The sequence below is a fragment of the Pseudoxanthomonas sp. genome, assembly GCF_002863005.1.
Lineage (GTDB): Bacteria > Pseudomonadota > Gammaproteobacteria > Xanthomonadales > Xanthomonadaceae > Pseudoxanthomonas_A.
Window position 1 is genome coordinate 329,788 of sequence record NZ_PKDG01000015.1, and the last position, 25,756, is coordinate 355,543.

23 protein-coding genes are annotated in these 25,756 nt (G+C 63.9%); 11 read left to right on the forward strand and 12 right to left on the reverse strand.

Annotation, left to right across the window (positions count from 1 at the left end; all coding sequences use genetic code 11):
* Positions 1-34 precede the first annotated feature (34 nt).
* Positions 35-1,171, reverse strand: coding sequence for a PilT/PilU family type 4a pilus ATPase (locus CYU89_RS06490; RefSeq protein ID WP_296279530.1), 1,137 nt, complete (start codon positions 1,169-1,171; stop codon positions 35-37).
* Positions 1,172-1,265: 94 nt separating this feature from the next.
* On the opposite strand from CYU89_RS06490, the gene CYU89_RS06495 reads away from it, so the two are divergent.
* The 8 genes from CYU89_RS06495 (at position 1,266) to gmd (ending at position 7,766) form a co-directional block, all read left to right on the forward strand.
* Entirely contained in the window at positions 1,266-1,643 is a 378-nt protein-coding gene (locus CYU89_RS06495; RefSeq protein ID WP_296279832.1) for a DUF4398 domain-containing protein, read from the forward strand.
* 14 nt (positions 1,644-1,657) lie between these two features.
* Positions 1,658-2,533 (forward strand): hypothetical protein, encoded by an 876-nt coding sequence (locus CYU89_RS06500; protein WP_296279833.1) that lies wholly within the window; start codon positions 1,658-1,660, stop codon positions 2,531-2,533.
* Positions 2,534-2,722: 189 nt separating this feature from the next.
* A complete protein-coding gene (locus CYU89_RS06505) occupies positions 2,723-2,848 on the forward strand; it encodes a hypothetical protein (protein WP_296279532.1) in 126 nt (41 codons plus the stop codon).
* 41 nt (positions 2,849-2,889) lie between these two features.
* Positions 2,890-3,108 carry a YdcH family protein gene (locus tag CYU89_RS06510; protein ID WP_055940917.1) on the forward strand — a complete coding sequence of 73 codons (219 nt, stop codon included), beginning with the start codon at positions 2,890-2,892 and terminating at the stop codon, positions 3,106-3,108.
* A 109-nt stretch (positions 3,109-3,217) separates the two neighbouring features.
* Positions 3,218-4,588 (forward strand): pyridoxal-phosphate dependent enzyme, encoded by a 1,371-nt coding sequence (locus tag CYU89_RS06515; RefSeq protein WP_296279535.1) that lies wholly within the window; start codon positions 3,218-3,220, stop codon positions 4,586-4,588.
* A 94-nt stretch (positions 4,589-4,682) separates the two neighbouring features.
* On the forward strand, positions 4,683-5,870 hold the full coding sequence (locus CYU89_RS06520) for a cystathionine gamma-synthase (RefSeq protein ID WP_296279537.1): 1,188 nt from the start codon (positions 4,683-4,685) through the stop codon (positions 5,868-5,870).
* Positions 5,854-6,789 carry a GDP-mannose 4,6-dehydratase gene (locus tag CYU89_RS06525; RefSeq protein ID WP_296279539.1) on the forward strand — a complete coding sequence of 312 codons (936 nt, stop codon included), beginning with the start codon at positions 5,854-5,856 and terminating at the stop codon, positions 6,787-6,789. The genes CYU89_RS06520 and CYU89_RS06525 overlap by 17 nt, the downstream gene beginning before the upstream one ends.
* Positions 6,786-7,766 (forward strand): GDP-mannose 4,6-dehydratase, encoded by a 981-nt coding sequence (gene gmd, locus CYU89_RS06530; RefSeq protein ID WP_296279541.1) that lies wholly within the window; start codon positions 6,786-6,788, stop codon positions 7,764-7,766. The genes CYU89_RS06525 and gmd overlap by 4 nt, the downstream gene beginning before the upstream one ends.
* A gap of 48 nt (positions 7,767-7,814) precedes the next feature.
* On the opposite strand, the gene CYU89_RS06535 is transcribed toward gmd, so the two are convergent.
* From CYU89_RS06535 to CYU89_RS06550, 4 genes are read right to left on the reverse strand one after another with little or no spacing between them, the layout of a single operon-like run.
* The gene (locus CYU89_RS06535; RefSeq protein ID WP_296279543.1) at positions 7,815-8,927 is read right to left on the reverse strand and encodes a glycosyltransferase; all 1,113 of its coding nucleotides are present in this window, start codon (positions 8,925-8,927) and stop codon (positions 7,815-7,817) included.
* 5 nt (positions 8,928-8,932) lie between these two features.
* Positions 8,933-13,717: a glycoside hydrolase family 99-like domain-containing protein gene (locus CYU89_RS06540; RefSeq protein WP_296279546.1), complete on the reverse strand. Its 4,785-nt coding sequence runs from the start codon at positions 13,715-13,717 to the stop codon at positions 8,933-8,935.
* Positions 13,714-15,087, reverse strand: coding sequence for an ABC transporter ATP-binding protein (locus CYU89_RS06545; protein WP_296279548.1), 1,374 nt, complete (start codon positions 15,085-15,087; stop codon positions 13,714-13,716). The genes CYU89_RS06540 and CYU89_RS06545 overlap by 4 nt, the downstream gene beginning before the upstream one ends.
* On the reverse strand, positions 15,077-16,084 hold the full coding sequence (locus tag CYU89_RS06550; protein WP_296279550.1) for an ABC transporter permease: 1,008 nt from the start codon (positions 16,082-16,084) through the stop codon (positions 15,077-15,079). Before CYU89_RS06550 ends, CYU89_RS06545 begins: the two co-directional genes overlap by 11 nt.
* On the opposite strand from CYU89_RS06550, the gene CYU89_RS06555 reads away from it, so the two are divergent.
* The 3 genes from CYU89_RS06555 (at position 16,083) to CYU89_RS06565 (ending at position 19,823) form a co-directional block, all read left to right on the forward strand.
* Positions 16,083-16,895: a class I SAM-dependent methyltransferase gene (locus CYU89_RS06555; RefSeq protein WP_296279552.1), complete on the forward strand. Its 813-nt coding sequence runs from the start codon at positions 16,083-16,085 to the stop codon at positions 16,893-16,895. The two genes, CYU89_RS06550 and CYU89_RS06555, sit on opposite strands and share 2 nt — an antisense overlap.
* Before the next feature lie 65 nt (positions 16,896-16,960).
* The gene (locus CYU89_RS06560) at positions 16,961-17,521 is read left to right on the forward strand and encodes a hypothetical protein (protein WP_296279553.1); all 561 of its coding nucleotides are present in this window, start codon (positions 16,961-16,963) and stop codon (positions 17,519-17,521) included.
* A gap of 94 nt (positions 17,522-17,615) precedes the next feature.
* Positions 17,616-19,823 carry a glycosyltransferase family 39 protein gene (locus CYU89_RS06565; RefSeq protein WP_296279555.1) on the forward strand — a complete coding sequence of 736 codons (2,208 nt, stop codon included), beginning with the start codon at positions 17,616-17,618 and terminating at the stop codon, positions 19,821-19,823.
* Positions 19,824-19,856: 33 nt separating this feature from the next.
* Here the strand turns inward: CYU89_RS06565 and CYU89_RS06570 are convergent, their stop codons facing one another.
* From CYU89_RS06570 to CYU89_RS06600, 7 genes are all read right to left on the reverse strand, one after another.
* Complete coding sequence (locus tag CYU89_RS06570) at positions 19,857-20,621, reverse strand: PIG-L family deacetylase (protein ID WP_343125241.1); 765 nt, start codon at positions 20,619-20,621, stop codon at positions 19,857-19,859.
* The gene (locus CYU89_RS06575; protein ID WP_296279557.1) at positions 20,611-21,465 is read right to left on the reverse strand and encodes a GNAT family N-acetyltransferase; all 855 of its coding nucleotides are present in this window, start codon (positions 21,463-21,465) and stop codon (positions 20,611-20,613) included. Before CYU89_RS06575 ends, CYU89_RS06570 begins: the two co-directional genes overlap by 11 nt.
* 14 nt (positions 21,466-21,479) lie before the next feature.
* On the reverse strand, positions 21,480-22,481 hold the full coding sequence (locus CYU89_RS06580; protein ID WP_296279558.1) for a glycosyltransferase family 2 protein: 1,002 nt from the start codon (positions 22,479-22,481) through the stop codon (positions 21,480-21,482).
* Positions 22,478-22,858, reverse strand: a complete 381-nt coding sequence (locus CYU89_RS06585) for a GtrA family protein (RefSeq protein WP_296279560.1) — start codon at positions 22,856-22,858, stop codon at positions 22,478-22,480. The genes CYU89_RS06580 and CYU89_RS06585 overlap by 4 nt, the downstream gene beginning before the upstream one ends.
* A gap of 127 nt (positions 22,859-22,985) precedes the next feature.
* Complete coding sequence (locus CYU89_RS06590) at positions 22,986-23,924, reverse strand: electron transfer flavoprotein subunit alpha/FixB family protein (RefSeq protein WP_296279561.1); 939 nt, start codon at positions 23,922-23,924, stop codon at positions 22,986-22,988.
* Positions 23,924-24,670, reverse strand: coding sequence for an electron transfer flavoprotein subunit beta/FixA family protein (locus CYU89_RS06595; protein ID WP_296279563.1), 747 nt, complete (start codon positions 24,668-24,670; stop codon positions 23,924-23,926). Before CYU89_RS06595 ends, CYU89_RS06590 begins: the two co-directional genes overlap by 1 nt.
* A 73-nt stretch (positions 24,671-24,743) precedes the next feature.
* Entirely contained in the window at positions 24,744-25,676 is a 933-nt protein-coding gene (locus CYU89_RS06600; protein ID WP_296279564.1) for a hypothetical protein, read from the reverse strand.
* Positions 25,677-25,756 lie beyond the last annotated feature (80 nt).

Consider the following 25,756-nt stretch of genomic DNA (forward strand, 5'->3'; position numbering starts at 1 on the left):
GTTGACCCGCATGCCGTTCGGCGACGCGGCGTGCTCAGCCGAAGCCGTGGGTGATCCGCGGCGAGCTGCTGGCCGTGTCGTAATCCGCGTACGGATCGTGCTCGCCCTTGCTGCCTTCGGAGAGGCGGAACTTCAGCGCCAGGCCATCGCGCGAGTCCGCGGCGCGCAGGGCTTCCTCCTGCTCGATCAGGCCTTCCTTCACCATGCGGAACAGGCACTGGTCGAAGGTCTCCATGCCTTCCTCGAGCGACTCCTCCATGGCGGCCTTGATCTCGTGCACCTGGCCGCGGCGAAGCAGGTCGCGGATCATCGGTGTATTGATCAGCACTTCCGCCGCCGGCATGCGACGACCGTCGGTGCCCTTGACCAGGCGCTGCGACACCACGGCGCGCAGGTTGAGCGCCAGGTTCATCAGCACGTTCTTGTGTGCGCTTTCCGGGAAGAAGTTGAGGATGCGCTCGATGGTCTGGTCGGCATTGTTGGAGTGCAGCGTCGCCAGGCACAGGTGGCCGGTTTCGGCGAAGGCGATGGCCGCTTCCATCGTGGTCGCGTCGAGGATTTCGCCGATCAGGATGACGTCCGGCGCCTCGCGCATCGCGTTCTTCAGCGCATTGTGGAACGCATGCGTATCCAGTCCGACCTCGCGCTGGTTGACGATGGACTGCTTGTGCCGGTGCAGGTACTCGATCGGATCCTCGATGGTGAGGATATGGCCGGTGCTGGTGGTATTGCGGTAGTCGATCATCGACGCCAGCGACGTCGACTTGCCGGAACCGGTGGAGCCGACGATCAGCACCAGACCGCGCGGGGTCATGATGATGTCCTTCAGCACCGGCGGCAGGTTCAGCTCCTCGATCGTGGGGATCACGCTGCGGATCGCACGGATGACCATGCCCACTTCGCCGCGCTGCTTGAACACGTTGACGCGGAAGCGGCCGGCGTCGTGCAGGGCGATGGCCATGTTGAGCTCGAGCTCGCGCTCGAACACCGGCACCTGGCCTTCGTCCATCAGCGAGTAAGCGATCTTCTTGACCATGCCGGGCGGCAATCCGGTGTTGCCCAGCGGATAGAGCTTGCCTTCGATCTTGATGTAGACCGGCGCCCCGGTCGTGAGAAACATGTCCGAGGCGTTCTTCTCGGTCATCAGCTTCAGGAAATAGCCGATGTCCATGTGCAACACTCCCCACGATGCGCGGCACACGTTGCAACGGCGCCGAAGGCTACAGACAATGGCCGCGCGTACCCCTCAACGTCACGGCACCCCAATGACTGTTAGCTTCGCACACTTCCGCAGGCCCCTGCATGTGATGGCCGCCGCAGTAGCGGCAATCGTGCTGTCGCCGGCGTTCGCCCAGAACGCGCCGACCCCCGAACTGGAAGCGGCGATCAAGGCGGTGCAGCGTGCCGACCAGGCCGATGCGGACCAGTACGCACCCGCGCCGCTGGCGGCGGCCCGCCAGTCGCTCGCGCAGGCGCAGGCCACGCGCAGCAAGAAGGAGGCCCTCGATTTCGCCGTGCGCGCCGCCGCGGACGCCGATCTGGCTCGCGCGCGCAGCGAGGAGGCCGTCGCCATGGCGGATGTGGATCAGCGCCGCGCGGAGATCGCGGACCTGCAGCGCCAGCTCGGGGAGGGCGGTCGATGAGCGCTTACGACCGCATGGTTCGGCTGTCGCTGGCCCTGGTGCTGTCCTTGGTGGCGGCCACCGCGATCGCCGCCGACAACCCGGTGGTCGCCCAGCTCAGCCAGCGCTTGGCGGCACTGCAGTCCGATCCCGTGCTGAGCGAGCACGCGGCGTACGAGAAATTGCAGGCGCAGCATGCGGTGGCGGCGCTGGACAAGGGCCGTCGCAGTCAACGCGAAACCCTGCAGTTCGTGGCCGAACGTCGGGTCGAGATCGCTGAGATCGCTGCGCGGACGCAGGCGGCACGCCGCGAGGCCGATCGCCTGGACCGTACGCGCAGCGAACTGCTGGTCGAGGCGAGCCGGCGCGAGGCCGAGCGTGCGCGGCGCGAGGCCGAACGCCTTCGCGTGCAGGCGCAGATCCAGGCCGAGGAAACCGAGCGCCTGCGGCTGGCCGCCGAGGCCGAGGCACTGGCGCGGCAGGAGGCCGAGACCACCCTCGATACCGTGGCAGGCCAGCAGGCCAACCGATTGAGTGCCGCTCGCCAGCGGGAGCTGAAACTCGCCCGCGAAGAGGCCGAGCTGGTGTCCGGGGCCAAGTTGCCTGCCTCGAAGTTCGAGGCGCGGGGCGAGGTATTCACGCTGGGCGCCAACGTGTTCGCTGGCGATTCCGCCAAGCTATCGGGCGGCGGCACGTCCACCGCGAGCGCACTGGCAGCCTATCTGCAAGCCAATCCCAAGGCGCGTGCGCGGATCGAGGGCTACGGCGACAACCAGACGCCGGGGCAGCGTCGTGCGGATGCCTTGCGCGACGCGCTGACGGCGGCCGGGGTGCAGAAGTCGCGCCTGCAGAGCATCGCGAAAGGTACGGGTACCAAGGCTCGGGCGCTGGAAGTGATCATCACGCACTGATTTTCCCTTGAAAATCATGAGCTTGGATGAACCTTTCTGGCTTCCCGGCGAATAGCCTGAACATTGTCCCGCGTGCGGTTTCCTTTCAGAATCAATGACTTGACATCGCGCTTGCCGGCCTGCTGGTCGAGGAGTAGGGTCATATTCCCAAGCGACTCCCGTCGCTTGGCTCACCGGAGAATCGACCCGATGACGCCCGTTCCGATCCCCCTGGAGACCGCCGCCGGCAAGCAGCTGGCCGTGGGCGTCCTGGCGGGACGCACCGGTGCCGCCGGCCAGAGGCTCCGCTCCCAAGCCAACGCCCCGTGCCTGTGAAGGCCGGGGCGTTCGTATTTCCGCTGAAGGAGGTAATGATCATGTTCGAAGGTCAACCGCAGGCCGACATTGATGCGCTCATCAAGGCCGATCCGGAGTTCAAGCAGCTCTACCAGCGCCACCGCGAGCTGGACAAGAAGGTCACCGACGCCGAACTCGGCGTGCTGCCCATCGATGACACCCTGCTCGGCCAGATGAAGCGCGAAAAGCTGCACGCGAAGGAGCGATTGCTCCGGATCTACGACGCCAAACCGCACTAGGCGCCTCACTTTCTCGTCGCGGGCGGCGGCGGCCTCCTCGTCGGCCGTCGCCGTCCGCGTCACCCAAGTGCGATAATCCGGGCCCGTACCGCACCGGATGCACGGCCGCATGGCGATCCACTCTTCCGTACTCGAGCTGATTGGCGACACGCCGATCGTCCAGGCCAAGCGCCTCGACACCGGGCTCTGCACCCTCTACCTGAAACTCGAGAGCGCCAACCCCGGCGGGTCCATCAAAGACCGCATCGGCATGTCGATGATCGAGGCCGCCGAAAAGCGTGGCGACCTGAAGCCTGGTGCCACCCTCGTCGAGGGCACGGCAGGCAATACCGGCATCGGCCTGGCGCTGGTCGCGCAGCAGAAGGGTTACAAGCTGATGCTGGTGGTCCCGGACAAGATGAGCCGGGAGAAGATCTTCAACCTCAAGGCGATGGGCGCCGAGGTCATCCTGACCCGTTCGGACGTCGCCAAGGGGCACCCTGAGTATTATCAGGACCTGGCCGAGCGCATCGCGCGCGAGACACCCGGCGCCTACTTCATCAACCAGTTCGGCAACCCCGACAATCCGGCCGCGCACGAGTACGGTACCGGCCCTGAAATCCTGCGCCAGATGGACGGCCAGCTGGATGCCATCGTGTTCGGCTGCGGCAGTTCGGGCACCATGACCGGCCTGTCGCGCTGCTTCGCGGAGCAATCGCCGCAGACCGAAATGGTACTGGCCGATCCCGTCGGATCGATCCTGACGCAGTACATCAACGAAGGCACGCTCAGCACGAAGTCGGGCAGCTGGCTGGTGGAGGGAATCGGCGAAGACTTCCTGCCGCAGATCTCGGATTTCAGCCGGGTCAAGAAGGCCTACGCGATCAGCGACGCGGAGAGTTTCCACACCGCTCGCGAGCTGCTGGCGAAGGAGGGCATCCTGGGCGGCTCGTCCACCGGCACCCTGCTGGCGGCGGCGCTCAAGTATTGCCGCGAGCAGACCAGGCCGAAGCGCGTGCTCGTGTTCGTCTGCGACACCGGCAACAAGTACCTGTCGAAGATGTACAACGACTACTGGATGCTGGACAACGGCTTCATCGAGCGTCCCCAGCACGGCGACCTGCGCGACCTGATCCTGCGCCCTTACAGTCAGCGGGATACGGTCGTGGTCAGTCCCACCGATCTGCTGACCACCGCCTATCAGCGCATGAAGCTGTACGACGTTTCCCAGCTGCCGGTGATGGAGGGCGACAAGCTGGCCGGCATCGTCGACGAAAGCGACGTGCTGCTGCATGTATACGGCGACGAGGCGCGTTTCCGCGACCCCGTCTCGACGGCGATGGTCAGCAAGCTGGACCGACTCGATGTCCGGTCGCCGATCGAGGCGCTGCTGCCGGTGTTCGACCGGGGCCAAGTGGCCATCATCACCGACGGTGACGCTTTCCTGGGCCTGATCACCCGCATCGATCTGCTGAATTACCTGCGACGCCGCGCACAGTAGGAGCGATGCCCGTCGGTCGGCGGGCGGGGTTCCGCATGGACGGTACGTTAAGGCCCGGCTGGTAGAATGCGCGGCTGTTTGAAGGAACATGAACATGGCGCACTCTTCGACCCCCGCCAATGGGGCGCCCGGCGACCTTGCCCTGGGCACACTGGCTATTCACGGTGGGCAGTCTCCGGACCCCAGCACCGGCGCGGTCATGCCGCCCATCTATGCCACGTCCACATATGCCCAGAGCAGCCCGGGCGTGCACCAGGGGTTCGAGTATTCGCGAACGCATAATCCGACGCGCTTCGCCTACGAGCGCTGCGTGGCGGCACTCGAAGGCGGCAGTCGCGGCTTCGCCTTCGCCTCCGGCATGGCGGCCACCTCGACCGTGCTGGAACTGCTGGACAGCGGCAGCCATGTCATCGCGATGGACGACCTCTACGGCGGCAGCTACCGACTGTTCGAGCGCGTGCGCAAGCGCACCGCCGCGCTGGATTTCAGCTTCGTCGACCTGACCGATCTGGCGGCGTTCGAGTCCGCCATCACCCCGGCAACGCGAATGGTGTGGGTGGAAACCCCCACGAACCCCATGCTCAAGATCGTCGACATCGCTGCCATCTGCGAGATCGCGCGCAAGCGCGGCCTGCGTGTGGTCGTCGACAATACCTTCGCCTCGCCGATCCTGCAGCGTCCGCTCGCGCTCGGTGCCGACATCGTCATGCATTCGGCCACCAAGTACCTCAATGGCCACTCCGACATGGTCGGTGGCATGGTGGTGGTGGGAGACGATGCGGAACTGGCCGAACAGATGGCGTTCCTGCAGAACTCCATCGGCGCCGTGCAGGGGCCGTTCGACAGCTTCCTCGCGCTGCGCGGCTTGAAGACCCTGCACCTGCGGATGAAGGCGCACTGCGAGAACGCGATGGCGTTGGCGCAGTGGCTGGAGACGCATCCGGCGATCGAGAAGGTGATCTATCCGGGGCTCGCCTCTCATCCCCAGCATGCGCTCGCGGCGAAGCAGATGCAGGGTTACGGCGGCATCATTTCGATCGTGCTTAAAGGCGGTTTCGAAGCCGCGAAGACGTTCTGCGAGAACACGGCTCTGTTCACGCTCGCGGAGTCGCTGGGGGGTGTGGAAAGCTTGGTGAATCATCCTGCGGTGATGACACACGCATCGGTGCCTGTGGAGCGGAGGGAGAAGCTCGGGATGAGTGATGGACTGGTTCGGTTGAGTGTCGGGGTCGAGCACTTGACGGACCTCCAAGGCGATCTCGATCATGCCCTTCGCGCCTGACGCTCCCATCGCAGGCAAGCGCGTTCTTCTGACGGGCGCGAGCGGCTTCGTCGGAAGGCATGTCCTCGTGTCGGGATTGGATGGAGCATTCGCCGGGGCGGAGTTCATCGCGCTTCCTGCCGTGGACGTGCGTGACCGCGAGGCGCTCCAACGTGAGTTGCGGGGAGTGCGTCCCGACCACGTCATCCATCTGGCCGCGCAAAGTTTCGTGCCGCGCTCCTTCGAGGATCCCGCTGAGACCATCGAGATCAACGTCCTCGGGACGTTGAACCTGCTGCAGGCGCTGGATTCTGACGGCTTCTCGGGCCGCTTCCTGTACGTAAGCTCAGGCGATGTGTACGGCACCGTCAGCGAATCGCGATTGCCGGTGGACGAAGACCTCCCCCCTGCACCGCGCAATCCGTACGCTGTGAGCAAGGTGGCGGCTGAACAGTTGTGCCTTCAGTGGCATCGATCCAATCGACTGGACGTAGTGATCGCTCGTCCGTTCAACCACGTTGGCCCGGGCCAGGGCCGGTCCTTTGTCGTGCCTGCCTTGGCGGAGCAGGTCGTGGCCGTGGCATCGGGCCGGCAAGCGCCAACGATCTCTGCCGGTGATATCGATGTGACCCGCGATTTCACCGATGTCCGGGACGTGGTGTGCGCGTATGCCAATCTGCTGGTATCCGGGAATGCCGGTAAGATCTACACCGTGGGAAGCGGCATCGAGCGGAGCGTGCGCGACATCCTGCATCGCTTGTTGGAACTGGCGGGAACGGAGGCGGACGTCTTGCAGGATCCCGCGAAATTTCGTCCAGCTGAGCAGCGGCGGATGGTGGCCGATAGTTCGCTGATACGGCAAGAGACGGGTTGGACCCCACGAATTCCGTGGGACCAGACATTGGTAGACATTCTTGAAGACATGGAGAGTAAGGCGTGAGCACTCAGGGAAAATCGGCCTTGATTACGGGCATCACCGGGCAGGATGGTGCTTATCTGGCGAAACTCTTGCTGGAGAAGGGCTATCGGGTGCACGGCCTGCTCGCCAGACGCAGCACCGATACGCTTTGGCGGCTTCGTGAGCTGGGCATCGTCGACGATGTGGCGCTCGTTGATGGGGATCTCGCCGATCTTTCCTCGCTCATCCGGGCGATGCAGGTTTCGCGGGCGGAAGAGGTTTACAACCTCGGCGCGCAGAGTTTCGTGGGCACCTCGTGGCAGCAGCCGCTGTTGACCGCTGATATCGACGGCACCGGCGCGCTGCGCGTACTTGAAGCCGTCCGGCTGGTCAATCCGGGCGCGCGCTTCTATCAGGCGTCCACGAGCGAGATGTTCGGCCTGATCCAGGCGGCGAAGCAGGACGAATCAACTCCATTCTATCCGCGAAGCCCCTACGGTGTCGCCAAACTGATGGCTCATTGGGCTACGGTCAACTACAGGGAAAGCCATGGCATGCATGCATCCAGTGGCATCCTGTTCAATCACGAATCGCCGCTGCGAGGGATCGAATTCGTCACCCGGAAGGTGACCCATGCGGTGGCATCCATCAAGCTGGGTCGCCAGAAAGAGCTTCGGCTGGGCAATATCGACGCCAAGCGCGACTGGGGTTTTGCAGGCGACTACGTCGAGGCCATGTGGCTCATGCTGCAGCAGGAGAAGCCCGATGACTACGTCGTGGCCACAGGCGTGACGTCCACGGTGCGCGAAATGTGCGAAATCGCGTTCTCGCATGTCGGGCTGAAGATGGAGGATCATCTCGCCATCGACGAGAAGTTCATGCGGCCTGCCGAGGTGGATGTCCTTCTCGGCAATCCCGCGAAGGCGCAAGAGAAACTCGGCTGGAAGGCCGCGACGTCACTGCAGCAACTGATCGAGATGATGGTCGAAGCGGACTTGCGACGACTCGGTGGTCAATAGTGACGCCCCGTGCAGAACGCCCCGCTACCGCCGGGCGTTCCTTCCTGCTTACAACGAACGGATCTCTTCGATCCGGCGTCGGTAGTTCATGCCGATAGTGCGACAACTGACGCGCGAGCGCACCGTCCGCGACGCGATGCGCCCTAGGTTCCGGGCGTAGTCGCGATCCAGATAAAGCTTGGACATATGCTCGGCTGCCTCGTCGACATGTGCGTCGGCCCAGACCTGGCCCTCAGAGAAGGGGTACTCGCCGGGATTGACGGGAATGAGGTCGAACCCCGTCATCAGCGCTGAATCACGGTCCATGAAATCCAGGTTTCCTGAATAGCCCGTGCAGATGAGAGGCTTCCCCAGGTACATGGCTTCGGCCAGCCCGCGCCCATAGCCTTCTGATCGATGTAGTGAAACGAACGTATCGCAGCAACGAATCAGGTTCTTGACTTCGTTGTCGCTGATGGTGCGATTGATGAAGGTCACACGCGCGCGCAAGGGTGCGAGGGTTTCTTGCAGTCGAGCGTACGCAGCCGAGTCGGCTTCCGCGCCGTTGGTCTTGATGACAAGGTGGGAGTTGGCCGCCGGAAGCGCAAGGCAGTGCTGCTGGAATGCCTTCACGACGGCTTCCGGATTCTTGCGCGTTGCATAAGAGCGAAAATCGAAAAAGAACAGGAACGCGAACACATTCTCGGGGATGCCGAAATACCGCCGGGAGAGCAGTGAAGAGAGGCTGACCTCGCAAGCAACAGGCAAGTGCTTCACCGGTACGGAGACACGTCCGTCGATCGAGTCATGGATGAACTTGGATGGGCACCAGATTTCATTGAACTTCTCCAGCGCGGGCACCCAGGCGTCGGGAAAGTGGGACAACTCCCAGTTCGGGTACAGCACGTTGTAGCTGCCAGGCTCCGAGCCCAGGGCGTCGAGCGCGACGTCGACCTCGTCGGCATTCAGGTGGAAGACGTTGATGCGGCCCAACTTCCGCGTCAGCGCAGGGCCGAACTCGCGCTCCGCATCATCTTCTGGCTTGAAGTAGCCAAACACGTCGAGCAGCCGTGGTGCAAGCGCGACTGAGCGAAATGCGCGATACGAGCAGCGCAGGCTCTCGCCGCAGCCGATGGGGGCGAAAGGGTGTCCTACCAGGACGACGTCGGATCCGTTGCTCATGCTTGTCATTCCGGGAACGCCGATTTGCGGTCCACCAGGTACTCGGCTTCGAGTGCGTTGAGGTGGGCTTGCAGGAACGAGTGGCCGAATCGCCTGTCTGGCTCGAGGTACGCGCCCTCGGCCCATTCGTTCCATGCATTGATGAAGACCAGGCGCTCGTCACCACAGTACTGCTGCTTCGTGCGCTTCACGACGGTCTCCAGCCAAGCCTGGAAAGCGCCGGGCGTGGCGCGCTCGAAGCTGTAGCTGTTGTTCTGACGGCGTGCCGTGTTGTCCCAACCGGGCATTACGCCCATGAATCGCTTGTACGCGGGAAGCTCGCGCGTCGCATAGCGGACGGCAAGGTCGTGGTAGTCGGCGACGGCCCCGGCGAAATTCTGGTTCACGATTTCGCCCGAAGGCGTCCGCGGCTCTGCCATGCCTTGCGGTGGGAATTCCACGGCGGCATCGCAGCCGAGGTCCTCCGGGCGGATGCCGGCGGTCACCAGTTCGAAGGATTCCACCTGAGCGATGTAGATCTCTCCAATGCCGTTGTCGCGGCAATAGCGCCGCCACAGCGACGATGTCCTCGCGAAATCCGGGAAAAGGGTGACGCGGTAGACGAGCAGGAGCGGCTTCCCGTTCACGCGGATGTAGTGCTCGCTGCGGAAATAACGCGCCAGATCTTCGATCACCGCCAGGTCGTCGTCGTCCGAATGCTGCTGGGCCATGAGGACATCGTGCTCCTGGCCATCCCAGCGACGCGTCCAGTTCTCGTTCGCCCAGCAAAGACAGAACGGGAAGCTGGGTTCGCCGCTTGCGAGCATCTGTTCGATGGGGCGCTCGAGCAGGCGCTTCCCGCCAAACCAGTAGTAGTAGAAACAAAAGCCGCCCACGCCATAGCGGCGCGCGAGCTCGGCTTGCTTCTTCATTACTTCAGGGACGCGTAGATCGTAATAGCCGAGGTCGGCGGGAACGCGCGGCTGGTAGTGGCCAACGTAGTTCGGGCGCGCCTTGGTGACGTTCGTCCACTCGGTAAAGCCCTCACCCCACCAGAGGTCGTTCTCGGGGAAAGGATGGAACTGAGGTAGATAGAAGGCGATCGTCCGCACCTGGTCCATGTCGTCCAGCTGCTGTCGCCACTTTTCCGAGAACGTGTCAAGGTTGCGGCTGATGCAGCTGAGCTTGTACTCGCTGGGCAGGGAGTCGGAGGTCGCGCTCAGGTGGTGGATAACCTCCGCGCTCCCGCAGAAGACGATCCGCTTGCCTTGCTCGCGCAACTGCATGCACAGGTCGGAATCTTCGCAGTACGCGGGGGCGAAGCGCTCATCGAAACCGCCTGCAAGGCGGAAATCCTCCTCGCGTACGAGCAGGCAGGCGCCGGAGCAGTAGTCCACGTCGCGATCATAGGTGTAGGCGGGCGTATCAGGCATTTCATTGAGGCCGATCATCTCGCCGGTACCGTCGCGGCGCAGGCGGGTCCCCGCGTCCTGAAGCCATCCACTTGGGTACACGATCCGCGGCCCGACCGCGCCTATCGACGGATCGGACTGCAGACAGCTCCAAAGACTTGCCAACCAGCCTGGCGTGACTTGGACGTCGTTGTTCAGGAACAGGATCGCTTTGCCGCGCGCGTGGCCCGCCGCGGCGTTGCAGTTCCTCAGGAAACCTTGGTTGGCCTCCTGAAGGACGAAACGCACGTGAGGCACGCGCGCAACAATGCCCGCCGAGTCTTCCGTGGACGCATCGTCCGCCACGATGATTTCGAATGTGGGGTCGGCCGCGTCGCGGCATGCCGCGATCGACGCCAGGCACTCCAGCGTCCGCGGCGCGTGATTGTAGGCTGGGATGATGATGCTGACGTCAGGTCCCGCCGGGGCCTCCGGCAGGCTGATACGGTCCGCTATCTTCTCGAGGTCAGCTGACGAGGAGAAGTCCTGGATCTTGAGGGGCTTGGGCGACGTGCGCAGGTGCTTCGCTCGCACTTCTGCGGCGATCCTGGCCTTCACTTCGGGGTAGTCACGCCATTCGGTGACGCCGTCGGCGGTGTAGAGCGCCGGCATGTCGGCATACGCCAGCTTGCCGGGCGCATGAGGGTCCGCGATGGCGGCAAGGGCGGGCATGTACCCGGTATCCGGGCCATGAGTGGCCACATCCGCCTGCCATCGACGGAAGGCGTTGGTACGGGAAAAGAGCAGGGGAGCCTTCTCGAAAAGCGCGGATTTGATCGCGATCTTCTTATGCGCGGGCATCGGCATCCGCCGGTAGATGCTGCGCGCGAGCGCGCCTGCGCGTCCGGCGCTGCTATGTATGACGCGAAGCCACATCGACTTGGCGGCGCGGAGCGGAGACGTGAGCCGCCAACTGGTCGACGCCTTGATGCTCATCAGTTCGGCCAATGGGCCTTCTTGGCTTCCGAGCAGCTGGCGCGCCGCGCTGATGTCCTGACGCAGCTGCTCGGCCAGCTGCGCTTGCGCCGTGCTGTCCCGCTGATGCGCGTCGACGACCGTCCATAGCCGATGGATCTCGTTGTCCTTGTCGGCGAGGACCTGCAGCGTCGTGTCTAACTCTGACCTCAGTGCTTGTGTGTCCTCGCTGTTCCGCCGTGAGGCTTCCTTCTCTTCGGCCAGTTGGAGTTGCAGGGCTGCCGTCGTGGCGACGGAAGAAGACAGCAACGAAGACACATCGGCCAAACGGGCCGTTAGCTCGATCAGGCGCGTGTTGCTTGATGCAAGCTCGGTCTTCGCCTGGGCGAGCTCTGCCAGCGACCCATCGGTATGCAGGCGAAGTTCGTTCTGCAGGCGCGCGTTCTCGACCGCATGCTCACCGATATGGCGCTCCAGGCTTTCCACATGCTGGAGCTTTGCGGCCAGCGCATGCTCGGCTACTGTCAGTGCGGCCCGTGCGGTGTCCTTGGCCACGCTTTCCTCGCCCACCCGGGCCTCAAGCACCCTTACATGCGCGCCCGCATTGGCGATCTCGGTGTTCAGCGTCTCAATCGAGAGGGATGCCGCCTTAAGTTCGTCTTCCTGCTTTGCCAGCCGGGACAGGAGTTCCGGAAGACCATCCTTCCTGCCGTGCAGCAACCCCGTGATGTCCGGCCCCGGCACCAGCGCGTAGCCGTCATACTCGGCCAACGTCTGGGGGCGAGCGAACTGGCCGCTCACCTCGCCATGGATCGCTGCGTCGAAATCAAGGTAGTCGAGGATATCGCTACCGGTGACGATAAAACCCAACCGGTGCAAGCAGGCACGGAAGAGCGTCGGGACATGCAGCAACGTGGGATCTGCAGGCTCTGCCACGTGGGTGACCGTGGCCAGGCTCACATTGAAGGCGCGGAAAGCGAGGTAGCCGATCTGGACAGGGAGTAGCAGCGTCCATTCCTGATCGAAGAATATCCACGCGCCCTCCTTGGTTCTGACCAGATTCCTTGGAACCGCGTCGACCAGATGACCCGGCACCTCGTGCTGCAGCGACGTGAGCGGGTCGGGCACGGCGACCGGCGCATACGCCCTGAGCGCATCGAGCCAGGCTGCCATCCACGTGGCTATATCGTCAGCCGACCAGCCTGGGCGGCTCATCAGGCGATCAAGCTCATCGCTCCAGAGTTGGCCCTTGGCATATGGCTCTTCGACCAGTTCCTGACGCAACAACTTGGAGGGAGGTTGCGCCTGCCCGTCGATCAAGTGCGCGCGCCGCACGGAAATGGAACCGCCAGCCGAGTGAATAGTGGTGCTAGTGGCATAACGGGCCTGTCGCTCCACCGCGTAATGGCACGCGAGGATGTCAGGCGCCGCATTCGTAAAACCCGGTGCCGACGTCGTCGCGCGCGCCAGGATCAGGAAGGAGTTGGAAAGGTCCGCGAGCAAGCCGTTCCGTTGCGCGACAGCGAACGCCTGTGACGTGGAGAAGAGGAGGGGATGGGTGAGCTGTCGATCATTGCGCGTCGCCTGGCCAGCGAGCGTTGCGGCATCAAAATCCGCATCCCGGTTCCAGCCGGCCGGCAGGACGATGTTCGATGGCAGTTTGTAGTCCGGGAAAGGAAGCGCGAACTCGCAATCAAAGAAGCCGGCGGCCTCGATCTTCGCGGCCAGTTCCTGGCGCCCGTAGGTCACGACACCATCCGACAAGTAGTGGTCCTGGATGCCCGCCATGGCGCGACCGAGATGATCCTCGTGCATCCCTGCGAAATACTTGAGCCCAAACTGGTTCTCGATCGCCACGAGGAGTATGCCGCCCTCGTTGAGGAGCGATCGTGCCCGACGCAACGTGGCGGCCACCCCATCCGGTTCGCTGGAGTACTTGCGCGCGTACTCCAGTACGCCAATCAACGTCACGACGTCGAACCTTTCGCCGTCAGGGAACTGTTCGAGGGTTTGGTTGACAACCGTGACGTTGTCCAGGTCCCTGCATCGGCTGGCGGCCGTGGTCGCGCGCCGTCGGCTGCCCTCCAGCGCCAGGAGTTCTGCACCCAGCTCGCCCAGGTAACGGCTGACCGCGCCACAGCCGGCGCCGATCTCGAGTATCCGGCGACCTTCGAGCAACGGGGCTAGCGGGCGCAGCAGGTTCGCGCGCACGGGACTCAAGTGGTAGATGGATGGCCAGTCGGTCTGGTGCATGCCGAGCTCAAGCGAGAAGAGCGAAACATCTTCCGCTGCGGCGATGATGGCGGCGATCCGATTCTCCACGTCGTCGCCGTCCGAATAGTCGAACGCTGCACCGGTGGCAGGCCCCCATACACGGGAGGCTTCGTAACGCTGGAGCCCGTGGTCCTCTAGGAAAAGAGTGTAGGGCTGAGTGTTCTTGTTCAAGGCTGGAGTTCCTTCACGCACATTGTCATCGGGAGCTTGCTGAAACCGAAGCAGCTGTCATCCGAGACGTTCAAATGGATGGAGTCATATCGCCGGTCGTGTGGGACGATGTCCTCACCATCGCGGCTGGCCACGCCGACGGAGATGAAGTAGTCGCCGGGCCCCAGGTTGCAGTCGAAATCGAAAGCGAGCTCGATTGCGCTTCCGGCACGCGCCGATACTGCATCGCCCTGCGTGTCCGTCATCTCCGAGTTCGTGCCGAACACGGTGACCCCGTCCTTCGACTTGATGGTGAAGCCAAAGATGGGACGCCGGATGTCGCGGGTGAACGAGATCCCGAGCCGCAGTTGTAGTGATGTGCCTGCCTCGACGCTTGCACCCGTGCGGGCGTTGCCGGCGAGAAGTCGGAAGTCCGCGATGCACGCGGCACCGTCCCCCCACCGGAATTCGTAAGGGTTGTAGTTGGGCTGGCTGGCGAAGTCATTGCCGGTGGCGGCAGGGTGCGTGTCGGTGTCTACTACGGGGCGCTGGATGAAGGAGCCGTCCGGATCCGACAGGTCGCTGGTGGGTGGCGTCCGGTTGCCGGCAGCACCGAAGAGCAGGTCAAGGTATGTATGGACCACATCCTTGGGCTGTCCACGCTGGTGCAGCCGTCCGGCCTCGATCAGAAGAGCGTCATCGCAGTGGTTGACGATCTGTTCGGTCGAATGCGAAACGAACAGGATCGAGGTGCCGGCTTCCTTCAGTGCTTCCAGTCGCGCAAAGCACTTCGACTGGAACTTGGCGTCTCCCACGGCGAGCGCTTCGTCGACGATCAAGATCTCCGGATCTACTTGCGCCTGCACCGCGAATGCCAGCCGCACGATCATGCCGGAAGAGTAGGTCTTCACGGGTCGATACGCGAACGCTCCGATGTCGGCGAACGCGAGGATCGAATCCATCTTCTTGTCGATCTCCGCAGGAGACAAACCAAGGATCGTCGCATTCAGCCGTGCGTTCTCCACGCCGCTGAACTCGGGATTGAATCCTGAGCCAAGCTCCAGCAGCGCGGCGACTCGGCCACGCACCTCCACGTCTCCGGACGTGGGAGCAAGCGTGCCCGCGATGATTTGCAGCAGGGTGGACTTGCCGGCACCGTTGCGTCCCACGATTCCGGTCGTATGGCCCCGCTTGACCTCGAAGCTGATGTCTTGGAGCGCCACGTATTCCTGAATGGTGTCCCGCCCAGCACCGAACGCCGGCGCCCCCACCCGCGAGAGCGCGGCGTTCAGGCGATGGTTCAACGCATGCGTGAGTCGCCTGGCAGGGTTGGAATACGTTCGGAATATCTTGCTGACGTGGGTTACGCGAAGCGCGATCTCAGAGGACATCGGCGAACCCCTTGCGCGTGAACTGGAACCAAGCGAAGCCGAGATAGCAGACGATCACGGCGAAACCGGTAAACAGTGCCAAATGGGTCCAATCGGGAGGCTCGCCCAGGATCAACACCTTTCTGGCCTGCTCAACCAGAAAGGTCAGGGGATTGAGGTAGAAAAATTGGCGGAAGCGTTCCGGTATCGCGGTGATCGGGTAGAAGATCGGCGAGAGGAACATGGCGACCATCAGGACGTGGCCGATTAGCTGGCTGATGTCCCGGATGAAGACGCCCAGGGAAGAGATGAACCACGCCATGCCCAGGGCCAGCAGGAAAAGCGGCAGCGCGATCAGTGGGAAGAGGAAAGCGGTCGCCGGTGGGGCGCCCTTGGACACTGTGTAGGCCGACAGCAGGAGCACCAGGCCGATACCGAACTGGAACGTGGCACTGATCATCGCGACGGGCGCCGATATCTCGAGCGGGAACAGGATCTTCTTGACCAGATTCGGGTTGGCGGTCACCAGGGTGGGCGCACGCGTGAGAACCTCCGAAATGAAGCCGAAGACAACCATGCCGGCAAACAGCATCAGTGCAAAATCGAGGGGATGATCGAGGCCGCCGCCCCAACGCATGCGGAAAACCTCGCTGAACACGAACGTATAGATGGCCAGCATGAACAGGGGGTTCACCAGCGACCAGAACACGCCGAGAACGGAACCCTTGTACTTTCCCTGTACTTCGCGCATGGCCAGCGATCCGATGGTCGCGCGGTGTCGCCACACCGATTCAACGAGGACGAGGGGCGACAACCGATGCGCGCGGTCGATTTCCCGGGAATGTGTCACATAAATTCCTTGTAAAGACCCCGGGCCGGCAGAAAGCGGCCGAGCGAGAATCAGCAGGCAGTTATGATAACTTCTCGCGTCTCCGAATCCTAAACGGTGCGGCATGGCCGACGTGAGTGCAGCGGGGGTGCACAGGTTCGAAACTGCCAATAGGCTGCGTGAGGCCATGGACCTTCTCGCCCCTACGGCCGTCACGGTCGAACAGTGGTCCCTCGCGCAGGGCGGCTTCCCGGGCTATTGCCGGGGCTGCGGTGATTGGGGCCAGTTCAGCCAGTCGCAGCCGGCCGCCGGCGACTGGGCCAACCTGATGGAGGGAATGATGTGCTCCTGCGGCCTCAATGGGCGCATGCGCGGCATCCTGATGGCATTGGACGACCTGCTTCTTCGGCTGGGACGCATCCCCGCGACGGCGGCCGTCTTCGAGCGGTTGACGCCCCTCTTCCCTCGGCTGCTGGAGCGGCTTCCCGGCCTGACCGGCAGCGAGTACCTGGGCGACTCACTGGCGTCCGGCAGCGTGGTCCAGACGGCATGGGGAGGAATTCGCCATGAGAGCCTGCTGGCGCCGTCGTTCGGTGATGCCTCGCTGGACCTCGTCATGCATTTCGATGTCCTGGAACATGTCCCGGACGTGGACCAAGCGCTCCGCGAATGCTGGAGAATCTTGCGTCCAGGCGGGTGGATGCTGTTCTCGTGCCCTTTCTACGAGGAGCTTGAATCGACGATCGTGCGCGCGAGGTTGGTCGACGGCGTATTGGAGCACGTGCTGGAGCCCTGCTATCACGGTAACCCCGTCGATGGAGGGGGCGCATTGGTGTTCTCGCAACCTGGGTGGGATCTGTGGGAGCGCGTCCAGCACGCGGGCTTCGGCAGAGTCGGTGTATCATTGTGCTTCGACCCGGTCCAGGGCGTACTGACGGATGCATGCCCTTACCCGGATGGGCATGCGTGGCCGGTGGTGTTCGCCGCGCAGAAGCCATGATCATGCGGCCGCCTGGGCTCAACCGGATTCAAGGCCGGCAGATTGGAATGCTCATGGAGAGTCGTATGCGTCGTGTCGCCCCCTTGTTGGTTTGTGTGTTGCTTGCGGCATGCAGCCGCCCCGAGAACGAGCAGGCGGCGACCCCGCCGCAGCCGGAGGGGCAGCCCGAGCAAGCAGCGCCGGAAGCTCCCGTGCAGCCTGCTGCTCTTGTGGAGCTGTCCCCCGCCGAGATCGTGACCCCCGAACTCTCGGGCACCTGCAATCTCGAAGCCATCGATGGCGTGGTCGTTCCGGACGCCAAGCCCATCGAGGCCAAGGGGAAGGAATTCCAGGTGGCGGGTTGGGTGATCGACGATGCCGGCCAGCGTGTGCCGTCCGAAGTACAGGTTCGTATCGCATCGCAGTCAGGCAACGGTCGCGTGTGGCAGCAGGCCTTCGTGCCCGCGAACGAGCGGCCGGACGTGCAGCAGAGCCAGGGCGGTTCCCCGGATGTCCTCAAGTCCGGTTTTTCCGGAAGCATTCAAGCTGCGTCGCTGGAACCGGGCCTCTACGGGCTGCGCCTGGCGTACGTCCGCGATGGCAAGGAAGTCGTGTGCGACAACGGGCGCAGCGTACTGCTCAAGTAGTACTCGTCAGCAATGGGTCGTCGGAACTGGGGCGTCCAGGCTTTGCCTGACGCCCTTTTCGCTTCATTGAACCTGTCCGCCCGGAACGCCAGAAATGAATCGCACTGTTGAGTCGCGCCAAGGCATGCGTGTGCCGAGCATCTTGCTGGCGGCTGCGCTGGCCATGTTCGCCATCCTCGTCATGAGGATCATCGCGGTCGAGTCGCCGGTGATGGCCAGCGACGAGTACGCCTATTTCATGACTGCCAAATACGATGACGCGCGTGCGGACGTCTATCGTTACGACCCCGCGATGCAGGCCGTGGACAACCAGGTCTACCCCCTGCTTTTCGATGCATGGGAGGCGGTGTCCAGGGAGCGGACCGCCCTGGTGGGGCGCGTGTTCAACGCATTGCTCTACGTGGCTTCGTCATTTCTGCTGTTCCTGCTGTTCCACCGATCGTTCGGGCAACGCGTAGCGACGATGTCGGCGGTGCTCTATCTGTTGTTTCCGTTCTCGTTTTACGCGACCACGTTACTGCCGGAAGTGGAGTTCCAGTTCTGCGTCTACGGCACCGTTTTCCTGGTGATGGGAACGATGGCGATCCGCAACCCGCTGGTCGTGTTATTGCCCGCGCTCGCCTCGGCGATCGCCTATTTCGTCAAGCCCCATGCAGCAGCTCTGATCGTCGCGGTCGCAGCGTTCTACGTTGCTGCCAGCGTTTTGACCGTTGGCGTGGAACCCGGGGGCCTTGTGCGCCGGCTGGCAAAGGGGATGACGCGCGCGCTGTTGTACTTGCTGGCGGTTCTCGCGTTCATTTACCTAGGGCGCAAGTTCTCGATGAATGGCCAATCGGGAGGCTCTGCCCTGGTGGCCAGTTTCTACGGTTCCTATCTCTCGCGGTTGTCCTCACCGACCTACCTGTTCCAGAACGTGTGGTCGATGCTGGATTATGTGGCCGGCCATGTATGGGCGCTGGCCGTGATGTTCGCCCCAGGCATGCTGGCGGTGGGTGCCTTGTGGAAGCGTGCATTGCTGGGGCTTCGCGCCGGGCAGCGACACGCTTCGGTCGATGCGGACTACCGCGAACGCATGCAACTGGCGTTGCTCGTCGGACTCCTTGGCATCGCGTTTCTGGTGATGATCGCGGCGTTCACCAATTCGGCATCCCAGGTCAGCGCTTTCGAGAAATACCGCCTTCATGGCCGCTACCTTGAGCCACTGCTTCCGCTGTTGCTCGGGTTCTCGGTATGGGCCGTCGCCCAGTCGCGACGTTCGATGGCCATCGGGCTGGCATCCCTCGCCTCGGTCGCCTTGTTCGCGTTCTATCTGCGCTTCCAGTACCACCTGTATCCCTGGGACTACCCGGATGTCTTCGTGTTCTTCACCTCGAAGATGAAGCATTGGTCGATGGGAGGCACGAATGACTGGCTGATCTGGCTGGTCTTGGCGTCGAGCGTGGTCTTTGCGGTCTGCTGTGCGTTGCGTCGTCGCCCGTTGGCAGCCTACGTGGCCTATCTCGTCATCCTGATGTTGGGCTCTCATGTCCAGATGTCCAACTGGCTTAGGCTGCATTCGGAGACCAATCGCGCGGCGATCGAAGCGGGCGATGCACTGCGCGACTATCTCGGGTCCCCCCGGCCCGGCAGCGGGCTCGTGCTCGTGAGCGATCGATATGGGCGATCCTCGTACTTCCTGATGGAATTCTCCAGCCTGCAACACGTGGTCAGCGTGGCGCCCAATGCGAGCTTCAACGGTCCGGTGCCCGTTGGCGTGGAGTGGATCATTGCGCCCAGTGGCGTGCAGGTCGATGCCGGGGATGCGCAGGCCGTCGAGTTCGGCGAACAGGTTCTCTACCGACTCGGGAAGGGCGCGACCGGCACGGGATCAGGGCAGGATGTCCCGCCCATGAGCGCGCAGCCACCGCCAACGGCCGAGGCGGATGGCGGTCGCGTGTACGACTTCGCAGATGCCGGCCTCGACAGGCAACTCAACCACTTCCACGCGCGCGAGTCCTGGGGGCGATGGTCCTCCGGGCGCGTGTCTGGCTTGACGCTCTCCACCCCCGTTGAAGGGCGCGTTGCATTGACGCTCCGTGGCTGGGTCGCTGCGACGCACGCCGATCGGCGGGTGGTGGTGCGAATGGGCGGCCGCGAGCAGGCCGTCACGATGACGACGCAGCCGGCGGACTATCCGCTGACCTTTGAGCTCGAAAGTCCGACGCACAGCATCGAGTTCAGTACCGCACCGGTGCAGGTCGAGGGCGATGGCAGGACGCTGGGTGTCGCCATCGCACGTGTTCGGCTGCGGCCCAGCGAATGAGCTTCGGACGGGACGGTGCCAGGCCCGTCCTGCTCAGTGATGGCGGAAATCGCGCGTGGCGTTGGCGAAATCGGACCAGGTAAGGTGCGTGCGTCGTTCGTACAGCATCGGTCCGGGATGCGGGCGCTCGCCGGTGCGCGTAGGCTCGACGGGCTGCAGGACGAACGCGTCACGGCGCAGCAGGCGCAGTGCATAGAAGGGCAGCAGCCCCAGGAAGCTCTTCCACTGCGAACGGTAGCCCAGGCAGGCCCAGACGAAGGACGCGCGTTCGGCCATCGTCGTCGGTAGCGTTGTCGTGCTGCCGTTCTGCTGCAGTGGCGAGAGGACGCGGAAAAACGGACCTCGCAGGCCCGCGCCATGGTAAAGGGAGTACTGCCAGAGCTGCGCGCCGACGACGCTGCGCGATGCCGCGATGGCGGCGAGATGGCTGGCATCATGGTCCTGATGGCCGCCTTCCCACGCCGGTAGGAGGACCTGGAGGGGGGAGGGCAGGCGGGTAGCCAGTGATTCGAGTTCGCGCACCGCAAGAGGGAGCATTTCGTACAGGTGGCCATCCGGGATGTCGTGAAGCTGCCCGAGGAACGTCATGCTGTCCGGCGCTATCCCGAACTGTTGCAGGGCGCGAATGCTTTCGTCCGCCCGCCTCTGCGCCGACTGCGCTCCAAACGCGCCGTCCGTGAGCCAAACGCAGTGAACCCGCCGACCCGCGCGCGCGGCATCGGCCAGCCAGGGGAAGATCGCGAACTCGTCGTCCGGGTGTGCCATGACGGCGAGGACGGCGGATCGATCAGAAGGCATCGAAGTCCATCTGGCCGAAGAAAATGGCGCCGCTACGCGGCGTGCTCGTATCGACGGCGAGTGGCTTGAAGATCAGGTTGAGCGGGCTGGTGCGGAATCGGTCCGGAACATCCATCCAGCCGGTCCTGCGTGTCCGCGCTGCGTCGGGTATGAGCCCAAGCTGCAGGTGGAGGCCGAGCGACGGGGAGGGCAGGCGCGGGGCACCCGGATCGGCGTCATCCAGTTCCGCCCACGCCTTCAGGCCTAGTCGACCCGTCGCGGCTTCGGCGCCGATCCGGTCACCGCTTCTGACCAGCCGATAGGGGCGCGCAGGGTTGCGGCTACGCCATTCGAGAGACGCTTGATCCCAAGCACGACTGAATTCCGCGGCTTCACGCGCTGCAGCGATAGATACGAGGGGGAGGCGTCCGACGCCTACCGCCGCATCAAGGGGCGTCAGCAGTTCGAAGCCCAGTTTCTTGACGAAGCCGGGGGTCGAATTGGCGTTCGCGACGCCGTAGACAGCATCAAAGCCCAGCTCCGCCCCCCGGGCATAAGTCGCGTTGGCGAGCTTGGTGAAAAGACCCTTGCCTTGGTACGACGGTGCCGTCGCGGTGTTCAGGGACAGCAGCACGCGCGAAGGCTTCCCGTGAAGCATGGCCTCGGCCGGGACGCAGACATAGTGGGCCGCCAGTACGTCGCCATCCCACGCGTCGAAGCCGACCACGTGCCCGGAGGGGTTGGCCTCGTAAAGCCAGGCCAGGTACGCCTCGTCCAGATGGGTGGCATCGGGGAAGCAGGTGGCGAACAAGGCCCGGTACTGCGAAAGCAGGCGACTATCCGGCGAGGACTGTCTCAATTCCATGCGGACCTCGGTCCCTATTTCAGGCGTAGGTGGATGGGGCGGCGCGGGATCGCCGATGTGTCGTAGGCGAGGAACGCGAGCAGGAACTGCAACCCGGATACGACGCAGACGGTGGCGATCATGATGGTGCCGAGTGGCGTGCTTACGTCCGCGCGGGAGGAGAGACACCAATTCACTATGCCGAAAACGGAACCGAACGCCAGCAGCAGCACGGAAGCCGCCAGTTCAAGTGATGCGATCGGCATGTCGCGGAGATAGTAGTTGTAGACCACCCGCTTGAAAAGGTTGCGGACATGTTTGCCGAGGAACTCGCCGAACACCTTCGAGATCTTGAGGTTGCTCACTTCGTCGCCGTACTTGGCGTCCATTGGGATATCGACGACCACGCCGCGGAGCGTATTGAGCCGGAACAACACGTCCGTCTCGAAGAAGTAGCGATTGCTTATCGAATCGAACGGAAGCCGTGCGGCAGCGCGGGCATGGATCGCGGTGTAGCCGTTGGTCGGATCGAAGATGTCCCAGTACCCCGTGGACGCCTTGGCCAAGAACGAAAGGCCGAGGTTGCCGACGCGGCGGAGCAGGGGCATCTGTTTGATCTCTTGGAGATCAAAGAAACGGTTGCCCTTCGTGTAATCCGCCTCTCCGCTGAGAATGGGGCGCACGAAGGTGTCGATCAGGCCCGCATCCATCTGACCGTCGCCATCGATCTTCACAATGACGGTTGCGCCATCGGCGATCGCGTGGCGGTATCCATTCATGACCGCACCGCCCACGCCCAGGTTGAGAGGGTTGCGAACGACGCGAACGCGCGGGTCAACGACCAATTGCTCGATATGGTCGCCGCTGTGCTCCGGGCAGGCGTCGTCCACGCAGTAGATGCGATCCACTTCAGGACCGATCTGCGCGATGACGTCCTGGATGTGCTTGACCACCTTGTAGCACGGGATGACAACCGCGATGCCCGACGTCCATCCGGCAGGCGCGCTGGCTTGATTGGAGCCGAGGCTAGCGCTCATCGATAAATCCAGTATTTGGATGCGACAAAGCCGGCAACGGCAAGCAGGACATCAATCATGGGCTTTGTGATCCATGTGGCTTCTAGCCCGAGGGCGGACACCGAAGCCGTGACAAGTAAAGTACTCAGTGCCGTCATCGTCGCCCATGATATGGCGAATCTGGACAAGCTGCGGACATGCAGGTGGCTTGATCCGTCTGCCTGTCGGAAGGTGAAGCGCCCATTGAGGACGAAGCCCAGCGATGCGCCGACGATGCGACCCAAGACGTTGGCGACCGCGGGCGACATGCCGACGTAGGACAGCGCCACGAAGGCCAGCCAGTCGGCACCCAACTGCGCAGCGCCGACCATGCCATACAGCATGCCCTGCTTCAGCAAGGGCCTGACGTTCGAAGGTGATGCGCGTTCGGCATCACCCGTAGGGGGTGCGTCCTCTCCGGGAGGGCGAAGCGCGGTCATCGTGGCCATCCGTACGAATACGGGTCGTGCCGCAGGGCACTCCCCATCAAAGTTGTGCTTCCAACTCTGGCAGCAACTGGAATAGATCCCCCACCAACCCGATATCCGCAATTTCGAAGATCGGCGCTTCCCCATCCTTGTTGATCGCCACGATAGTCCCAGCGTCCTTGATGCCGGTCAGGTGCTGGATGGCGCCGGAAATGCCGACGGCCACGTACAGCTCAGGGGCGATGATCTTGCCGGTCTGGCCGACCTGCAGCTCGTTGGGCACATAGCCGGCGTCCACGGCCGCGCGCGAGGCGCCGACGGCGGCGCCCAGCTTGTCGGCCAGGGCGTAGATCACCTTGAAGTTCTCGGCCGATCCCACGCCGCGCCCGCCGGAGACGACACGCTTGGCGCTTTGCAGGTCGGGGCGGTCGGACTTGCCGGCTGCGAGGCCTATGTAGCGGGTGTGAGTAGGGAGCGTAGCGTCGACGTTCGCCGCTTCGACGGCCGCGCTACCGCCCTTGGCGGCTTCCGGCCAGGATGCGGTGCGCACGGTGGCGACGACGGTCTGGTCGGCCGGGGTTTCGACGGTGATTATCGCGTTGCCGGCGTAGATCGGGCGCTTGAAGGTGTGCGTGCCTTCCACGGCCATCAGGTCTGAGACCTGGTTGACGCCGAGCAGGGCGGCGACGCAGGGCAGCAGGTCCTTGCCGAATGTGGTGGACGGCGCGAACACATGCGTGTAGCCCGCGGCGAGCTTGGCGATCTGGGGGGCCAGCACTTGGGCGATGGCGTTCGCATTGGCGGCATGGGCGACGGTCAGCACCTTGGCGACGCCGGTGATCTGCGCGGCTTCGGCGGCCACGGCCGACGGATCGGCGGCCAGCACGACCACGTCGATGGCGTCGGCGTTCACGGCGGCGGCGGCGCTGACGGTCTTGGCGGTGGAGGCGTTGAGCTTGCCGTCCAGGTGTTCGGCGATGACGAGAACCTTGGCCATTACAGCAACCCCTTCTGCTTGAGTGCGGCGACCAGCTCGGCCGCGTCCTTCACCATGACGCCCTTGCTGCGCTTGGCAGGCGGAGCGTAGTGCGTGGTCTTGTGCGTATCGGCGGATTCGACGCCGAGGTCGGCCAGCTGCATCGTTTCCAGCGGCTTGCTCTTGGCCTTCATGATGTCGGGCAGCTTGATGAAGCGCGGTTCGTTGAGGCGCAGGTCGGTGGTGACGACCGCGGGAAGGTCGACCTCGAGCGTTTCCAAGCCGGCATCGACCTCGCGGACCACCGTGGCCTTGCCGTCGGCGATGTCGAGCTTGCCGGCGAACGTCGCCTGCGGACGGCCCCACAGCGTGGCCAGCATCTGGCCGGTCTGGTTGGCGTCGTCGTCGATGGCCTGCTTGCCGAGGATCACCAGGTCCGGCGATTCCTTCTCGACCAGCTTCAGCAGGGTGCGGGCGGCGGTCAGCGGCTGGGTGGCCTGGTCGGTGACCACGTGGATGGCGCGGTTGGCGCCCATGGCCAGGCCGTTGCGCAGGTGCGCCTGGGCGTCGGCGGGGGCGATGGTGGCGACCACGACTTCCGTGGCGATACCCTTGTCGCGCAGGCGCAGGGCTTCTTCCAGCGCGATCTCGTCGAAGGGATTGGGGGACAGCTTGACGCCGTCGGTGACCACGCCGGACCCGTCCGGCTTGACCTGGATGCGGACGTTGTAGTCCACCACGCGCTTGTAGGCGACGAGAATCTTCATCCTGAGGGAATTCCTGTATGCGACGGTGAGGCCCGGCGGCGGCTGGCCGAGGGCAGGCGTGGGATTTTAGCCGTCAGGCGGGGTCCATGCGAGTCCGTACGGTACCGTCCGCCAGCTGGGAGACCAGCACGGCCGCGAAACGGGCGGCGCTGCCGGGGGCCTGGGCGAAGAACAACGAGGGCTCCGTCAGCTCGAGTTCCAGCAGCTGCGGTTTGCCGTCGGCGCCCGTCAGCAGATCGATGCGCGCATACGGAAGAGGCGCCTCGAGCTGGCGCAGGCGCGCGGTTGCGGCAAGAACCTGTTCGGCCAGCGCTTGCTCGGCGGGGGAAGCGACCGTTGCCGCGATCTCACCGAGTGCCATGGGCGCCTGTCGCGCCGTCTCCCCCAAGGGCAGCTGCGCGCACTTGCGGGCGGCATGGCTGAACCGGCCGTCGAAATACAGCAGCGCGGTCTCGCCGTGCTGGTCGACCGAGGGCAGGTAGGGTTGCAGCATCACGCTGCGCTCCTGCTCGAGCAGGCGGCCGATGTGGTTGCCGGCCACGAACTGCTGGTCCCAGGCATACCGTTGGGTGTCGCGGGCGCCGGCGCTCACCGTGGGTTTGACGACGAACTCCGGTGCATCGAACTCGTCCAGAAATCCGGACAACGCGTCCATGGGCTCGGCATCGGGCTCGACGAACCGTGTCGGAACCACGGGGATGCCGATGGTGGCCAAGTCCGCGAGATAGTGCTTGTCGGTGTTCCAGCGGACGACATTCAGCGGGTTGAGCAGACGGGTCACCCGGTCCGCGTGTTCGCACCAGGCCAGGAACTCGGACAGTCGTTCGGTGTAATCCCATGGCGAACGCAGCAGAGCCGCATCGAAGCGGCCCCAGCTCACGGTGGGGTCGTCCCAGGCCACGGCGCGGGCATGCAGGCCGGCGTCGGCGCACGCATCGAGCAGCGGTACGAGGTCGTCATCGTGTCCGGTGGCTCCCACGGCGGTGACGAGGGCAAGGGTCTTCATGTGCCTCAGTGTACGCGCACGTCCCGCGCGGGATTCCCATTGCCCGAAAGTACCTGTGTCGGCGACGGGGTGCTGGGTAG

Coding starts and splice junctions, on each gene's coding strand:
- CYU89_RS06490 (WP_296279530.1), bottom strand. CDS start 1,171: ATGGACATCGGCTATTTCCTGAAGCTGATGACCGAGAAGAACGCCTCG.
- CYU89_RS06495 (WP_296279832.1), top strand. CDS start 1,266: ATGACTGTTAGCTTCGCACACTTCCGCAGGCCCCTGCATGTGATGGCC.
- CYU89_RS06500 (WP_296279833.1), top strand. CDS start 1,658: ATGGTTCGGCTGTCGCTGGCCCTGGTGCTGTCCTTGGTGGCGGCCACC.
- CYU89_RS06505 (WP_296279532.1), top strand. CDS start 2,723: ATGACGCCCGTTCCGATCCCCCTGGAGACCGCCGCCGGCAAGCAGCTG.
- CYU89_RS06510 (WP_055940917.1), top strand. CDS start 2,890: ATGTTCGAAGGTCAACCGCAGGCCGACATTGATGCGCTCATCAAGGCC.
- CYU89_RS06515 (WP_296279535.1), top strand. CDS start 3,218: ATGGCGATCCACTCTTCCGTACTCGAGCTGATTGGCGACACGCCGATC.
- CYU89_RS06520 (WP_296279537.1), top strand. CDS start 4,683: ATGGCGCACTCTTCGACCCCCGCCAATGGGGCGCCCGGCGACCTTGCC.
- CYU89_RS06525 (WP_296279539.1), top strand. CDS start 5,854: ATGCCCTTCGCGCCTGACGCTCCCATCGCAGGCAAGCGCGTTCTTCTG.
- CYU89_RS06535 (WP_296279543.1), bottom strand. CDS start 8,927: ATGAGCAACGGATCCGACGTCGTCCTGGTAGGACACCCTTTCGCCCCC.
- CYU89_RS06545 (WP_296279548.1), bottom strand. CDS start 15,087: ATGTCCTCTGAGATCGCGCTTCGCGTAACCCACGTCAGCAAGATATTC.
- CYU89_RS06555 (WP_296279552.1), top strand. CDS start 16,083: ATGGACCTTCTCGCCCCTACGGCCGTCACGGTCGAACAGTGGTCCCTC.
- CYU89_RS06550 (WP_296279550.1), bottom strand. CDS start 16,084: ATGGCCTCACGCAGCCTATTGGCAGTTTCGAACCTGTGCACCCCCGCT.
- CYU89_RS06560 (WP_296279553.1), top strand. CDS start 16,961: ATGCGTCGTGTCGCCCCCTTGTTGGTTTGTGTGTTGCTTGCGGCATGC.
- CYU89_RS06565 (WP_296279555.1), top strand. CDS start 17,616: ATGAATCGCACTGTTGAGTCGCGCCAAGGCATGCGTGTGCCGAGCATC.
- CYU89_RS06570 (WP_343125241.1), bottom strand. CDS start 20,621: ATGCCTTCTGATCGATCCGCCGTCCTCGCCGTCATGGCACACCCGGAC.
- CYU89_RS06575 (WP_296279557.1), bottom strand. CDS start 21,465: ATGGAATTGAGACAGTCCTCGCCGGATAGTCGCCTGCTTTCGCAGTAC.
- CYU89_RS06580 (WP_296279558.1), bottom strand. CDS start 22,481: ATGAGCGCTAGCCTCGGCTCCAATCAAGCCAGCGCGCCTGCCGGATGG.
- CYU89_RS06590 (WP_296279561.1), bottom strand. CDS start 23,924: ATGGCCAAGGTTCTCGTCATCGCCGAACACCTGGACGGCAAGCTCAAC.
- CYU89_RS06595 (WP_296279563.1), bottom strand. CDS start 24,670: ATGAAGATTCTCGTCGCCTACAAGCGCGTGGTGGACTACAACGTCCGC.
- CYU89_RS06600 (WP_296279564.1), bottom strand. CDS start 25,676: ATGAAGACCCTTGCCCTCGTCACCGCCGTGGGAGCCACCGGACACGAT.